At 57.6% G+C, this 14,982-nt stretch carries 10 protein-coding genes and 1 pseudogene; 10 read left to right on the top strand and 1 reads right to left on the bottom strand.

Annotated features, from left to right (window positions below):
• The first annotated feature begins 1 nt into the window (after position 1).
• The 8 genes and pseudogenes from ACI5FR_RS24840 to ACI5FR_RS24875 all read left to right on the top strand — a co-directional run bounded on the left by ACI5FR_RS24840 (position 2) and on the right by ACI5FR_RS24875 (position 10,489).
• Entirely contained in the window at positions 2-1,225 is a 1,224-nt protein-coding gene (locus tag ACI5FR_RS24840; protein WP_405459405.1) for an S-layer homology domain-containing protein, read from the top strand.
• A gap of 21 nt (positions 1,226-1,246) precedes the next feature.
• Entirely contained in the window at positions 1,247-3,619 is a 2,373-nt protein-coding gene (locus tag ACI5FR_RS24845; RefSeq protein ID WP_405459406.1) for a vWA domain-containing protein, read from the top strand.
• A 13-nt stretch (positions 3,620-3,632) separates the two neighbouring features.
• A complete protein-coding gene (locus tag ACI5FR_RS24850) occupies positions 3,633-4,196 on the top strand; it encodes a type IV pilus modification PilV family protein (protein ID WP_405459408.1) in 564 nt (187 codons plus the stop codon).
• Between the two features lie 5 nt (positions 4,197-4,201).
• Complete coding sequence (locus ACI5FR_RS24855) at positions 4,202-4,732, top strand: prepilin-type N-terminal cleavage/methylation domain-containing protein (RefSeq protein WP_405459409.1); 531 nt, start codon at positions 4,202-4,204, stop codon at positions 4,730-4,732.
• 17 nt (positions 4,733-4,749) lie between these two features.
• Positions 4,750-6,642 carry a hypothetical protein gene (locus tag ACI5FR_RS24860; RefSeq protein ID WP_405459410.1) on the top strand — a complete coding sequence of 631 codons (1,893 nt, stop codon included), beginning with the start codon at positions 4,750-4,752 and terminating at the stop codon, positions 6,640-6,642.
• A gap of 76 nt (positions 6,643-6,718) precedes the next feature.
• Positions 6,719-7,069 (top strand): annotated as a pseudogene (locus ACI5FR_RS24865) (response regulator); the annotation flags it as partial.
• Positions 7,070-8,393: 1,324 nt separating this feature from the next.
• The gene (locus tag ACI5FR_RS24870) at positions 8,394-9,176 is read left to right on the top strand and encodes a prepilin peptidase (RefSeq protein WP_405459412.1); all 783 of its coding nucleotides are present in this window, start codon (positions 8,394-8,396) and stop codon (positions 9,174-9,176) included.
• Between the two features lie 53 nt (positions 9,177-9,229).
• Entirely contained in the window at positions 9,230-10,489 is a 1,260-nt protein-coding gene (locus tag ACI5FR_RS24875) for a methyl-accepting chemotaxis protein (RefSeq protein WP_405459413.1), read from the top strand.
• Here ACI5FR_RS24875 and ACI5FR_RS24880 read toward each other — a convergent pair.
• Positions 10,479-10,784 carry a DUF5658 family protein gene (locus ACI5FR_RS24880; RefSeq protein WP_405459415.1) on the bottom strand — a complete coding sequence of 102 codons (306 nt, stop codon included), beginning with the start codon at positions 10,782-10,784 and terminating at the stop codon, positions 10,479-10,481. The genes ACI5FR_RS24875 and ACI5FR_RS24880 overlap by 11 nt on opposite strands.
• 250 nt (positions 10,785-11,034) lie before the next feature.
• Between ACI5FR_RS24880 and gdhA the strand changes: the two genes are divergently transcribed.
• Entirely contained in the window at positions 11,035-12,384 is a 1,350-nt protein-coding gene (gene gdhA / locus ACI5FR_RS24885; RefSeq protein WP_405459418.1) for an NADP-specific glutamate dehydrogenase, read from the top strand.
• Positions 12,385-13,214: 830 nt separating this feature from the next.
• Positions 13,215-14,972: an ABC transporter ATP-binding protein gene (locus ACI5FR_RS24890; RefSeq protein ID WP_405459420.1), complete on the top strand. Its 1,758-nt coding sequence runs from the start codon at positions 13,215-13,217 to the stop codon at positions 14,970-14,972.
• Positions 14,973-14,982: the final 10 nt, after the last annotated feature.

Raw genomic sequence — 14,982 nt, forward strand, 5'->3', positions numbered from 1 at the left:
CATGAGACGCAATCTGAAACGACTCGCCCTAGCTTCCGTGATGTCACTGACGATGCTGGCCCAGCCTGCGCTCGCCGCGACCGGCACCGAGACGCCATCTGCGACCAGCTCATCCGGCGTACCCAGTCCAACGAGCGGCACCAGCCTGTTCGCTTCTGTAAAGGGGCTCGATTACGAGGCACGCAACCTGCAATATGAAGCGATGAAACTATCGCCGACCGGATGGCAAGTCGGCATGGTGATCTCCAAGGAGCCATATGCGGTCGTAACGAAAGTGGACACCGAAGGCGCCAATGTGCGCATTTGGACCGGCGTTCTGGCCCGCGATTATGATGATCTGCTCGTGCTCTGGGACGATCTGCGGGTGCTGGCGTCCGGGAAGCTGGGTTACCACGCCACCGATGTAGAAGAGACGATGCGCTCGTATTTCGCTAGCCCGTCGCAAGAACCGTACCGGACAAAAGCTTACCTAGGCAAAGTGCCGTGGGCGAACATCCCGACCGATCCCGAATCAGCCCAGAAGGGTACGCCCAAGGTAACGGCCGATGGAGTGCTGAACGTATACGGCATTGCCTTCGATAATCCGGATCGCGCGGTAGCGCCTTCGACAGGTTCCGTCACGAAGTCGGCGGACATTCCCGACGTCGTACCGACGCTTAAGAAGTTCAAGGAAACTTCCGTGGCCGCTGTGCCATGGGACGCAGCTTCACACTGGGCCAAGGACGAAATTCTCGACCTGATGCGGAAATCGATCATCGAAGGCTACGAGGATCAGACGATTCGTCCGGATCGTACGCTGTCAAAAGCCGAATTCGTTACGTTGCTCGTGAAGTCGCTCGGTCTGGAGCCTTCCAAGGCTCCGGCAGCGGAGTACGCCGATCTGGGACAGCATTGGTCCCAGCCGATGATCGCAGCCGCCCAGCAGTTCGGGTTGCTGGATAAGAAGCCGGTGGAGCTGAATTTCTCCCCGGACACACCGATTACCCGCATCGAGATGGTTGTGCTTGCCAGCCGGGTGCTGAAGCAATACAACGTCGCGCTTCAGGGCTCCTCGATCACGTTTAACGACACTTCCGCCCTTACGGCAACGAACACGGCTTCGCTGCAAACGGTCATTCAATCCGGACTCGTGGGCGGCTACGAAGACGGGAGCTTCCGGCCCCAAGGCTCTTTAACCCGGGCCGAAGCGTTCAAAGTCATTTCCAGATTGATTCAGCTACTATAACGAGTGAAGGAGTGTGGGAGGATGAGCTGGTTCGACAAGCTCAAGAAACCGGGCGCGATCTTGATGGCCGGCCTGCTGGCCGCCGGATTGCTGCTGCCCGCGGGGGGGACGGGATCGATCGCCTATGCCGAGGACAACGGCTGTCTCGCCATGGTAGGGACGGGTAACATCCCGGTTACGAGCATCGAGCGCAATCAGATGGTTACGGTCAACTATACCCTGGACCCTAGCGGCACGCATACGGTTACGCAATCGCGGGATGCGATCGACGTCGCCTTCGTCACCGACGTCTCGGGCAGTATGGACTATAACATGGACAAGGGTAACAGCCGGACGCCCATTAGGATCGATATCCTAAAGGAAGCATCCAAGACGCTGACGGATAAGTTCAAGACGGTCAACATGAAAGATCGGCTCGGCCTCGTCAAGTTCAGCACCGAGGCGACGATGGTCCGGGATCTGACGACGGAATACAGTAAAATACAGAGCGACATCGATAAGCTGAAGGCCGGAGGAAGCACAAACATCGACGACGGGTTGATGAGAGCGAAGGCGATGCTGACCGCACCGGATACGAAGCCCGTCAAGATGATCATCCTGCTGACGGACGGCAAGGCGACGGCCTGGACCGACGAGAAGGACGGCAACAAAATCAAGAGCGGAGACGCAAGCTCAGCGAAGGCTGCACATGACGATGCGGATATTCTGGCTGCCGGCGGCATCGTCGTGCATACGATTGCTCTCGCGACCCCGGGCTCCGATGAAATCGATCTCGATCTGCTGAACTACATCGCCACGAAGACAGGCGGAATGGCCTATCAGGCGAGTTCCACGGCCGAGCTGGCTAAGATCTTCGACAATATCACGAAGACGATCGAAGCGCCGGCCAAGCTGTCAAACGTCGTGCTGCGGCAGCCGATTCCGGAAGGGTTCATCCTCGCGCCGGAAGGAAATGCGTCGAATGTCTCCTTCGACAGTACGAAGCGCGAAGTCGTAGTGAATATCGGGGATATTCCGTTCCCGTTCTTGTCAGACAAGATCGATCTGGCAATCAACCTTATTCCTGAGACGGCGGCAGGCGATTACCCGATGCAGGACGCCAAGGTCACCTTCAAGGACGCCTGCAGTGCGAATCAAACGTTCAACATCGACTTCGACACGACGTTGTCGGTCAGCATCCGGGTCATCGACAAGTACGGAAATGTGTATCTCGGCAACAGCAAAGGGGAAATCCAGCGGCTCCGAGCCAGCGATAAGGAAAGACAGTGGACGATCGACGAGAAGGACGCTGCGGCGACGGACATTAAATTCGAAGACCCCGACCATTCCATCGTCCAAGTGTCTTACCGCGATGGCACGAAGTCGCGATGGGATCTGAAGCCGAGCGCCCCGACCGGGTTTGTGCTCTTGGACGGCAGCGGCAACGTCATCTCCGATACCGGCTGGCATAAGGGAGCGGGCCTAATCAGCTCTTTCTCGGGCTCCGGCAACCAGCTGCCGGCCGTGACTCAATATGGCAACGAAGATTTCCGCAATAACTATCTCGCAGGCTATCAATATCAGGTCGGCGCGATGAATTGGACCGACTTCAACAGCTCGACGGGCGTAGTGCTACAGGACGGCAAGGACATTCAACTGCAGGCGCGAGCGTACACGAACTCGATCAGCGGTACACCGAGCATCCCGCTCTACAGCGCGCCTGGGCTTAGTCAAGTGTCCCTCGACAGCACCGGTCCGGTCATCAGCTGGATGAAGACGAGCAGCGATCCTTCGAAGGATGCAGACTTGACGATCACGGCCTCCGAGACGCTAAGTCCGGTTACGAGCATCCGCGTCTGGTTCGACGGCAATCCGTCGGCCGGGCTCACGGTGGATGCGTCCCGCTTGACACAAAGCGGGAATACGTACACTTATTCGTTCAAGCTCAGCCAAGTACCGGGATTCGGTACGGAAGAGTCGCGGATCGGCTGGCATCAGATCATGTACGAGGCGACTTCGGCCGGCGGCACGACCACATCGGCTCCGGATACGTTCGTCGTGAACCCCGGACCGACCGGGGAAATGACGCCTGTCGACTATACGCAATATAAAGACATCGCCGACCGTCCGGTCACTGTTAACGTCACAACGAGTCACCCGGTTACGGCCCGGTTCTCCAAGCCTGCGTTCACAGTGAAGGATAAGTATTATTTGATCTCGACGGATTCGGCCGTTCCGCCCGAGTATGCGGCATGGAAGAAGCTGCCCTCTACTCGGCTGACGGTAACGACGGAGACGGACGTCACGAAAGGCACGTATTACGTATTCCTGAAGCTGGTGGACGATCAGGGTATTGCCTCAATTAGCCCTACTCCGGTGGCCATCCAGTTCGACATGGAGCAAAATCGCTATTAGAAGAGGGATTGCCGTGAGCCGAACGCTCTCATGGAAACGTTTGAAAGCATGCTTGAACCGAATCAAAAGGCGGTCCCCGGATGAACGGGGGGTCTCGCTGGTGGAGATTCTCATCGGAGTTACAATTATGGCGATCATCAGCGTGACACTGATGGGGCATTTCACATCGGCGATGGACAAATCGGCCGAGGAGAGCCGCCGCATCATCGCAGCTAACTTAGCCCGGCTGAAGGCGGCGGAGCTCCGGGATCACTTCAAAGACGGATATGAGGCTTCCGTGAAGGCTGTGTTAGCCGACTCGCCCAAATATTCCGGCGACCTGGGCGAGCCTGCCGGCTCGCTGTTGATGCGAAATCTTCTCAACTCTACCGTAATCAACGGTACGACTTACCGGTACATGGTGCAGCTGAGTGACAGCGCCCCGCGTTGGTCCAGTACGGACCCATTCCAGATGGACTCGGACCAATATCTAGCCCAGATGCTCGTGACGGTGTATTGGATCGGGGAAGATTCCCTGGATGCGCCTCCGCCGAAATCGTCGACGACGCTGGATACTTATATCGTAAAAGGATGGTAACGCCCATGCAGCCCAACGAAAAGGGGATGACCTTGATCGAGCTGCTCGCGGCTCTGTTAATTTTCGGGATGGTCGCCTCGATTCTGTACTCCTTCATGCTGATGGGCGTCTCGATGTACAAGCGGGTGACGGTAGAAACCCAGATGCGCAACCAAGGCGATGCGTTGTACAGCCAGATCATCTCCGAGCTGAAGGACGCGATCTACGTCCAGCAGGCCGGGTCGGACAAGGTGATCCGCTACGCTAAGACGAACCCGACCACATATATCGACCTGTTCGAGATGGAGTTGGTTCCGAACGAGACCTCAGGCGGGAAGATTGAAGTGCGCAAGGCCGGCAGCGCGTCTGCCGAGAAAGTATTCGAGCTGGGCAGCCGATTCACGATTAGCGGCGGCAGCCTGAACGAAGTCAGCGACCGGCATGACCGGATCCAAGTAAGACTGACGTATACGAGGAACAATGCTTCCGAGCTCCGGGCTGTAGATAGTCCGAAGCTTGAGATTAACTCGCAAATCCCGTTGTTCCGTCACGATTAAGGAAAGAAGGAGCCCGTATGACGCCACAGGACGACTTGACTCTGCATCAGGAATCGACTGGAGAAGAAGGGTCCGCCCTTGTCATCGCGCTGCTCGCCGTTGTCATGATGACCATCCTCGGCATGGTGCTGCTGGATGTGCTGCGCGGAGGAGCGGTGCAGGCCATTTCTACGGAAGCCGGCATCCAGGCCGAGGCGATCGCGCAGAAGGGGCTCGACGACACGGTCGCGCAGATCCGCCGGGCGGTCGCCATCGGGGAAAGTCTCGGCGACGGTATAACCGGCAACGGCAAGACGAAATACCGCAATCGCATGATTCAAGTGGAACAACAGCTGTCCTCCATCCTGCCTTATCTTGACCGGCACGTCGGCACGGGCGAGTCGGATTGGAACGATGAGAACGGTGAGGTGGTGACAGCGAACCGCGGGTCGTACCGAATCGATCTGCTCGCCTATCCGGCGAATAATCCTGAAGCGCTCGGCAAGCCCGTCACGTACCCCGATTACCCGTACGTCCGCAAGTTCGACATCCGGTCACGCGGTACGATCGACGGGAATCCGGGCAAGGTCGTAACGAAGCAGATGACCGTCTATGTCAGCACGATCAATCCGGTGTTCCGCTATCCGGTTTCCTCAGGTGGTAATTTGCTGCTGAACGGCACGCCGTACATCTTGGGCGACCTTCTCGTCCGCGGTAAAAGCTTGCATGTGAGGGACGAGGCGCAATTCATCGGAAGCTCGGGCAGCCTGTTCGGCGTAGAGACCGGACTGCCTGCGCTCCGCGGGTTTATTCGGGTCCTAGGCAACGGCGATTCTCAGATCAACACGAAACGCTATAACAAGACGTCCGTTAACGGAGGCACAGAGACGAGCGAACTGCCGCTCCCGACGTTTTTCACCGAGCAATATTTCCCGTTGGAAGACCCTACCTTGGATGTGGATACAGAGATCGACGTGGACAATTACGTGCTAGACAAGCTCGACGCGGCCAAGCTGCAAGCGCGGCTGGATGCGGGCTTTGGGGAGCAAAACGTGGACCTGCCCGATCCGGAGCTGTACAATACGACGAAGACGAAGAGTATTTTGTATGACAACATGTGGGTGACTTACCAAGGCCAGGTGACGGTAAACCCTGGCGCAGGCGAACCGAACGGCGATGTGTTCATTAACAACGGCACTTTGACGCTGTACGACCCGACCCCCCGAGAGGACGACAATCCATATTTGACGCTGAAGCGAGGTTCGCTGTACGTCCGGTCGCAGGACCGCAACCTAGTAGCCGCGGACCTGAGGGGAACGCTCGAGATCGACGACGACCGGTTTGTGGCGGTGAAGGGCAACGTGACGCTAAACAACGGCTTTAAGTTCCCGCGCGGGACGATGTACATCGACGGCGATCTGAAGATCATCGGGGATATTGCGCTGCAAGGTACGGTTTACGTGAAAGGCAACGTGGAGCTGAAGGAAATGACGTCGATCAACCGGGATGAAGGAAGAACCGAACTCGTTCCGCTCATTATCGTTGCTTCCGGGGGAATCGTGCTCGGAAATAACACGAACGTAGACAGCACGAACGGCAGCAGCGATCAGGTACGGGCGTTCCTGTATTCGCAGAAGGGACTGAAGCTGTACGGCGTCATTTCCAAGCTTAATTTGCTGGGCGGCGTTCACGGTGAAACGGAGGTCGAGCTGAATGCGGTACGCGGGGAACTGGCCGCCACCGGCAGCGATATCAACGAGTACGCCGGCAGATGGACAGGGCCTGTCCCGGAAACCCAGTCGGGCTTGTCGTTCGACAAGGCGCGGCTTCAGATTTTGTACGACAAGAAGCTGTTCGATCAGCCGCCCGCCGGCATCCCGACTACGCAGCAGTTCCATGTGTTCGGGAAGGACGTCTTGTACTTGCGATAACGGTTTCATGAGGAAAATGCGTACAATCAAGCGAGGCCGGCCAGGCCAACCATTCCAGGAAGGAGGCGTCCCCCCAATGTCATTCAACATATTAGTGGTAGACGACACCAAGTTTATGCGGAAAATGCTGACCGATATATTGAAACAGTACGGGTATCAAGTGGTCGGGGAAGCGGAGAACGGTCGTCAAGCGGTGCAGCGCTATGAGGAGCTTCGTCCGGACGTGGTGCTGATGGATATTACGATGCCGGAGATGGACGGAATCGATGCGATGAAGGAAATTCGCCGCATCGACTCCGATGCGGTCGTTCTCATCTGCTCGGCGATGAGCCAGCAGGATCTGATCTCGGATGCGCTCAAGGCGGGCGCGAACGGCTATGTCATGAAGCCGTTCAAGCCCAACCGCGTGAATGAGATCATCCGCAAATACGGGTTCCGACGGCCGAACCACGATCCGACGCCCAAAGCGACAGAGGCGCCCGTGGAGGAGCGTCCGGGGCAGCCGGTGGCCGTGCCCGCGCCGGAGCCGGAGCTGGAAGCGACGGTTGCGACGGAAAGCCCGGAGCCAACGGCTGCGGCATCGGATGCGGAACCGCGGGTGGTTTCGGAGCTGGGGCAAGTGCCGGAAGAAGCGGTGGCGGAGGAGAGCGTGGAACTGCCGGCTGTAGCGCTGGAGCCGGAGTCGGAGCCGGTGCTGGAGCCGGAGGAGCATCGGCTGGAACTGTCGGAGCTGGAGTCGGAGTCGGAGGAGCAACGGCTGGAACAGTCGGTGCGGGAGGCGATGCCAGAGTCAGTAGAAGAGGCAGAGGCGGATCCGGTGGCGGAGGCAGAGGAAGTTGCTGCAGAGGAGAGTGCGGAACTCCCGGCCGTCTCGCCGGAGCTGGAGCTTGCGGCCGGGACCGATGCCGAGGAGGAGAGTCTGGAGCTGGCGGCTGTCAAGCCGGAACCAGAGTCACAGGCTGCTCTGATCGAGGAAATGTCGGTACTGGCAGCTGTTGAGACGCCGGTTGCCTTGGAACCCGAGTCGACGCAGGAGGAAGAGCTGCAAGAGCCGGCGAGCCTTGCGAGCTCGGACGAGGCGGCTGAGGCTGGCGATCTCGTCTTGCCACTATCCATCCTCGAGCAGCCGAGCGTAGCGGAGCTGAGCCTGGCTGAGCTGAACGAGCTGACGCTCGAGCTGGCGGCGGCCGAGCCGGACGAATCGGAAGCGCTTCAAGCCGATTCCGTGCCGGCCCTGGAGACGGATGCCGACCTGGATCCGGAGCCCGAGCCGGAGCTTGAGCAAGTAGCTGAGCCGGCGCTCGAACAAGCGGCTGAGCCAGTTCTCGAGCCGGAGCTTGTCGAAACGGAGCCGCAGCCGGAAAGTGCGGCGAACGAACCCAAGCCGGTTCAAGATTGGATGGAAGCCGGCAAGCGGGCTTTCAAGACGGTGGAAGGCGGCAAAATCATTAACTTATTCAGGGGGAATGGACCGATGAAGAACTTCACCAGCAGCTACATGTGCAATTGGAATGAAGAGGTTAACGGAGAAATGTCGCAATTCCTGGTCATCGCCACGGAAGCCGAGAACAAAATTTCCATCGAAGTGCTTACCAACGGCAATGAGCGGCAAACGATTCATTTGTCGATCGACGGGTTCAACCAGCTGGGCGCCTGGCTGCAGGACAAGCTCAGTAACGGCGCGCCGAGTGTGCGAGAGCTGTCGAAGCGGGAGAACTATTAATAGGTAAGGTCAAGGGGAGGCAATCGGAATGGATTGGGAAAACGGGACTTGGATCTTCACGATCCCGCTGTTCATCATCGGAGCCGTGTTCGGGTCGTTCTTCAACGTAGTCGGCCTTCGCGTACCGAAGGGCGAATCGATCGTCGCCCCTCGGTCCAGCTGCGGCAGCTGCAAGAAGCAGCTGAGCGCCGTCGATCTGCTGCCGATCCTAGGCTGGTTCATCCGGCGTGGCCGATGCCATTACTGCGGCGTCTCGCTCTCCCCGGTCTATCTGCTCGGCGAGCTGGCGGGAGGGCTGCTGTTCGCGGCGCTGCCGTTCCTGGTCTCCCCCCGGGAGCTGTGGATCGCCTACCCGCTCGTGTCCGTGCTGCTCATCTTGACGGTCAGCGACCTGAAATACATGCTGCTGCCGAACAAGATCATCTATCCGGCGATGCTGCTGTTCGTCGCACTGCGGCTCATCCTCCACCCGCTCCCGCTATGGCAATATGCCGCGGGCTTTGTGATCGGAGGCGGCGCGCTGCTGAGCGTATCGGTAGTGGCCGTTTGGATGGGGAAGCCGGCGATGGGGTTCGGCGACATCCGGCTAATGGCCCTCGTAGGCCTCGTGATGGGGCTCAAGCTGGTGCTCCTATGCGTCTTCCTGTCCGCCCTGCTCGGCAGCGTCATTGGGCTCGCCCTTATCGCCTCGGGCCGACTGGACCGGAAGTCCCCGATGCCGTACGGACCGTTTATTGCGTTCGGCTGCCTGGTCTGCTTCTTTTTCGGAGATCGATTATTGAATTGGTACGTCGACCTCATCGTTTGGTAAGTTTAAATTCAACCCCACATTATGCATCATAAGTAAAGCGAGGTCGAAGAACGATGAATTGGTTCCGTTCCCTATCGTTTAGAGCGAAACTGCAGATTGGGTCCTATGTGGTCATTACCTTTTATACGGCTGTGCTGTTGATTCTGATGCTCACCGGCGACGTGAATTTGATCTTCGGCATCAGCGCCTGTGTGGTGCTCTTCGTGGGCAGCTTCCCCTACGTAGGTTGGCTGGAGCGTATGCTGACCGAGCCGATCGACAACGTCTCCCGCATCGCCATGAACATCGCCAAGGGCGATTTCACCCAGACGGTCGAAGCTCATTCCAAGGACGCGCTCGGCGATATGGGCCGCTCGTTCAACGCGATGATCGTCAAGCTGAAGGAGCTGCTGAACGAGACGGCTTCCATCTCCAAGCATGTAGCCGACTCGAGCCGGGATATTTATTACAAAAACGAAGGCATCAATACGATGCTGGTGGAATCGACGAGCTCCGTTACGAATCTCGCTCAGGGTGCGAACGAAATATCGACCGGCGTCTTCAAAAGCTTTTCCGTGGTGAAGGACATCGAGACGAAGGTAACGGATTATGTAGGCTCGACGAAAGAAATGAACCGCCGCTGCGAGCAGACCCTGGTGTTGGTGGAGAAAGGGATGCAGGCGGTGGAGAGCCAGGCGGAGAGCGTCAAACATAACGTGATCGCGACGAGCAATGTCTCCGGGACGATCGACGAGCTAGTGAAGGAAGCGGCAGGCATCAGCCAAATCACGAGAGCGATCTCCGAGATCGCCGAACAAACGAACCTGCTGTCGCTGAACGCCTCTATCGAGGCGGCACGAGCGGGCGAGCATGGCCGCGGGTTCTCCGTCGTCGCCCAAGAGGTGCGCAAGCTGGCGGAGGAATCGTCCCGCAAGGCGAAGGAAGTGTTCCATCTCGTGCGCAACATTGAGAACGGGATCCGCCAAGCGCTGCAGAACATCCAGATTAATGAAGACATCGCCAAGCGGCAGAGCCAGTCCATCGAAGAGACAGAGAAGGTGTTCGGCGAAATGGTGGAAGCGATCCAATTCATCACGGCGCGCATGCATGAGTTTACCGGCGAGAGCCAGAAGATGCTGGAATCGGCCAAAGTGATCACCGGCACGATGGAGAACATCTCGGCGATTACCCAGCAGTCGGCGGCGGGCACGGAGCAAGTGTCGTCGTCCATGATGGAACAGACGCGATCGGTCAAAGCGGTAGTTACGCAATCCGAACAGATGCTGCGCATGGTCACTCAGCTGCAGCGGACGATTCAGATTTTCAAGCTGTGAGCTGAAGGGCCGACGAGATCCAATAGTAATGCAGGAGCAACACGCAGCCGTAGACGACGACGGACAATTGGAACAAGCGGCGGATGTAGAGCCGCCCGCCTGCTCTCGCGACAAGGAAGAAAAGCGACAAGGGGAGCACAATTTTGCAGCCATAGAAGAGCAGCATGCTGTTATCGTACACTAGACGCATCAGGGGGTTGGCCTCGTTGATGAGCTGAAGCCGCAGCCCGACATCGGTCAGGAAGGCGTCGAGCAGGCTCGCGAGGCAGACGAAGGCGATCAGCCATCGATTCATGAATAACCTCCTTCATGGGATCGGCGTGTATCTACTATTTTAGTCGATTTCTTCCTCTCTATTCAATAACATCCCTATGGGCCTTGATTCCTAAAAAAACGACACCGCTTTCCCGCTGGGAGGCGGTTAATCGGCGTGCTGCAATGCTGCGAAGTTTTCCATTGATAAATGATGTCGAAAAAGATAAAATACTAACTATCTTACATGAGGTGTTAGATGAGATTAAGATAAAGAGAAGGAGAATCGGTGGATGAATGCAGCAAGGAAGTATGTAGCGGAAGTGTTTGAGACAGTCAAGCTTCGCAATCCTGGGGAACTGGAGTTTCATCAGGCGGTACAGGAAATTCTGGAATCGCTTGTGCCGGTATTCGAGAAGCATCCGCATTACCGCGAGGCGGGGATCCTCGAGCGGATCGTGGAGCCTGAGCGCGTCATTTCGTTTCGCGTGCCGTGGGTCGACGACAACGGCAAGGTTCGCGTCAACCGTGGGTTCCGGGTGCAATTCAACAGTGCGATCGGCCCTTATAAGGGAGGACTGCGGTTTCACCCTTCGGTGAGCGCCAGCATCATCAAGTTCCTCGGCTTCGAGCAGACGTTCAAGAACTCGTTGACCGGGCAAGCGATCGGCGGAGGCAAGGGCGGTTCGGACTTCGATCCGAAGGGCAAATCCGACGGTGAAGTGATGCGCTTCACGCAAAGCTTCATGACGGAGCTGTATAAATATTTGGGGCAGGACACCGACGTGCCGGCCGGCGACATCGGGGTAGGCGGCCGCGAAATCGGCTATATGTACGGACAGTACAAACGGATCCGCGGGGCTTTCGAAGCCGGCGTGCTGACCGGCAAAGGGCTGCTGTACGGCGGCAGCTTGGCCCGGACCGAAGCGACGGGGTATGGCGTCGTGTACTTCGTGGACGAGATGCTTCGCTCGAGCGGGTTGCATATGGAAGGCAGCACGGTGATAGTCTCCGGGTCGGGCAACGTGTCGATCTACGCGATTGAGAAAGCGTCCCGCTTGGGCGCGAAGGTCGTCGCTTGCAGCGATTCCAACGGGTACGTGTACGATGCGGACGGCATCAACCTGGACACGTTGAAGCGAATCAAGGAAGTCGAGCGCGGCCGCTTGAGCGAATACGTCAGCTTCCATCCGAACGCGCAGTATAAGGAAGGCTGCTCCGGCATCTGGTCGATTCCGTGCGATATCGCGCTGCCTTGTGCCACGCAGAACGAGATCGACGAGCAGGCGGCGCGAGAGCTGGTGGCGAACGGCGTGAAGGCTGTCGCCGAGGGGGCGAACATGCCTTCGACCTTGGAAGCGATCGACGTCTTCCATCAGAACCAGGTGCTGTTCGGTCCGGCGAAGGCGGCGAACGCAGGGGGCGTGGCCGTTTCCGCGCTGGAGATGTCTCAGAACAGCATGCGGCAGTCCTGGACGTTCCACGAGGTGGACGCCAAGCTGCACGAGATCATGAAGACGATTTACCAGAACAGCATGGAGGCGGCGGCCGAATATGGCCACGAGGGCAACCTGGTGGTCGGCGCGAACATCGCCGGCTTCCTGAAAGTCGCCAACGCCATGATCGCGCAAGGCGTGGTGTAAGGAGTTTATTGCAGCCTGACCAAGAGGGGTACTTGGTCAGGCTGTTTTTTGTTGGGGGCGGCAGATAGACGGACCGATGATGGCTCGATGTGGTTCGGTGCCGTGCCCCAATCAATGGATTTAATGCTATCGCCGGTCTCGCCGACTGCAACCTCTATGCTCCATAGTAGATTGTCTACTTTCAGCCCACCGGCACTCAACCTATACGCTCAAAGATTATGTACCCTGCTGGCCAATCGCGCTCGATTCCCCCTCCAGTAACACGATTATTCCGGCTTATTCCCTTCTGTGCTCCAAAGTAGGTTTATTACTCTACAGTCCCGCCGAAGCCCGACTTCAATGCTCCAAAGTAAATTTATTACTCTACAGTCCCGCCGAAGCCCGACTTCAATGCTTCAAAGTAAATTTATTACTCTACAGTCCCGCCGAGGCCCGATTTCAGTGCTCCAAAGTAGATTTATTACTCTACAGTCCCGCTGAGGCCCGACTTCAGTGCTCCAAAGTACATTTTTTACTCTACAGCCCCCGAGGCCCGACTTCAGTGCTCCAAAGTAGATTTATTACTCTACAGTCCCGCCGAAGCCCGACTTCAGTGCTCCAAAGTAGATTTTTTACTCTACAGTCCCGCCGAAGCCCGACTTCAGTGCTCCAAAGTAGATTTTTTACTCTACAGTCCCGCCACCCACTTTTGCATAAGACCACGCCACTAGTACATTTTCCCATTCTCCCACACTTCATGCACTCGTTTGCATGAAATTGCAAAACACCTGTGACAATCGGTTCGGATAGGAGTATAGTTTAGTAGTAAAGCTTCATGAGGAGGGTCGGGGATGGGGTTTTTAAGGACATATGCCAAGAGGCATGGCAAGTTTTTCCTGGTAGCGGTCTTATTCGTCACATTCGAATCGATCTGCGATCTGATGCAGCCGACGATCATGGCGAAAATCATCGACGTGGGCGTTGCGAACAGTGACTTGAACTACGTCTTGCGCATGGGCGGGCTTATGCTGCTCGTGACCGCATTCGGGGCAATCGCCGCTTCCACCCGCAACATCGTGGCGAGCCACGTCTCGCAAAAATTCGGAACCGAGCTGCGCAGCGACTTGTTCCGCAAAATTCAAACGCTGTCTTTCGAAAACATCGACCGTTTTGAAAGGGCTTCCTTGGTCACCCGGTTGACGAACGACGTGACGCAAGTGCAGAACTTCATCAACGGGCTGATGCGCATCTTTGTCAAGGCGCCGATCTTGTGCATCGGCAGTCTGATCATGGCCGCCCGGCTGAATCCGAAGCTGGCTCTCGTGCTGGCGGTCGTGGTGCCGATCGTCGGCTTGCTCGTGGCGCTGAACATGAAGATCGGGTTCCCCCGGTTCATGCGGGTGCAGAAGTCGCTCGACCGCGTCAACAGCGTGATGCGGGAATACTTGTCCGGCGTCCGCGTCGTCAAAGCGTTCAACCGCTTCGACAACGAGGTGGAGAAGTTCAAGAAAGCGAATGTCGAGTATAAAGACCGCTCGGTCACGGTTATGCGGGCGATGTCAGTGTTCAACCCGGCGATCATGTTGACGGTAAACTTCGGGATCGTGGCTGTCATCTGGATGGGCGGCTACGGCGTGAACGATGGCACGATCCAGGTCGGGCACATCATCGCCTTCATCAACTACATGACCATGATTCTCTTCGGCCTCATGACGATCTCGATGGTGTTCAACATGTTCGTTCGCGCGCGCGCTTCGGCTTCCCGGATCGGGGAAGTGTTCTCACAGGTGAATACGATGACTTGGGAGGAGCAGACCCCGCCGGCTTCCCCAGCGACAGAGTCGGCCCGGGGCCGCATCGACTTCGAGGACGTCAGCTTCTCCTACGAAGGCGCGTCCGGCGAGCCGGTGATCAAGCGGATCTCGCTCACGGTGCTTCCGGGCCAGACGGTCGGCATCATCGGCTCTACCGGGTCGGGTAAAAGCTCGCTTGTGCACCTGATTCCGCGGTTCTATGATGCGGACTCCGGGACGGTTAGGGTGAACGGTATCGATGTGAAACGCGTCGACCCGGCCATCCTGCGCGAGACGATCGCGATCGTGCCGCAAAAGTCGATCCTGTTCACCGGCACGATCATGGACAATATCCGGTGGGGCAAGGACGGGGCTACGGAGGAAGAGGTTCGCAGCGCAGCGCGCATGGCGGAGGCCGATCCTTTCATCCGCGAGCTGCCCGAAGGTTATGAGAGCGTGCTGGGGCAGCGTGGGGTCAACTTGTCCGGTGGGCAAAAGCAGCGGGTCTCCATCGCCAGGGCGCTCGTCCGCGAGCCGGACATTTTGATCCTCGACGACTGCACGAGCGCCGTCGACGTCGCCACGGAGGCGAAGATCAAGGCGCATCTGAAGACGTTCGCCGCGAACCTGACGTGCCTGATCATCGCCCAGCGCATCACGTCGGTGATGGATGCAGACCAAATCGTCGTCCTCGATCTCGGCGAGATCGTAGACATCGGTACGCACGACGAGTTGATGCGCCGTTGTCTCGTGTATCAGGAAATTTACCAATCGCAAGTCGGTAAGGAGGCGCAGGCGAATGTCCAAGCCCAATGAACCGAACCGC

This window comes from Paenibacillus sp. HJGM_3 (genome assembly GCF_045062745.1).
GTDB lineage: Bacteria > Bacillota > Bacilli > Paenibacillales > NBRC-103111 > Paenibacillus_AA.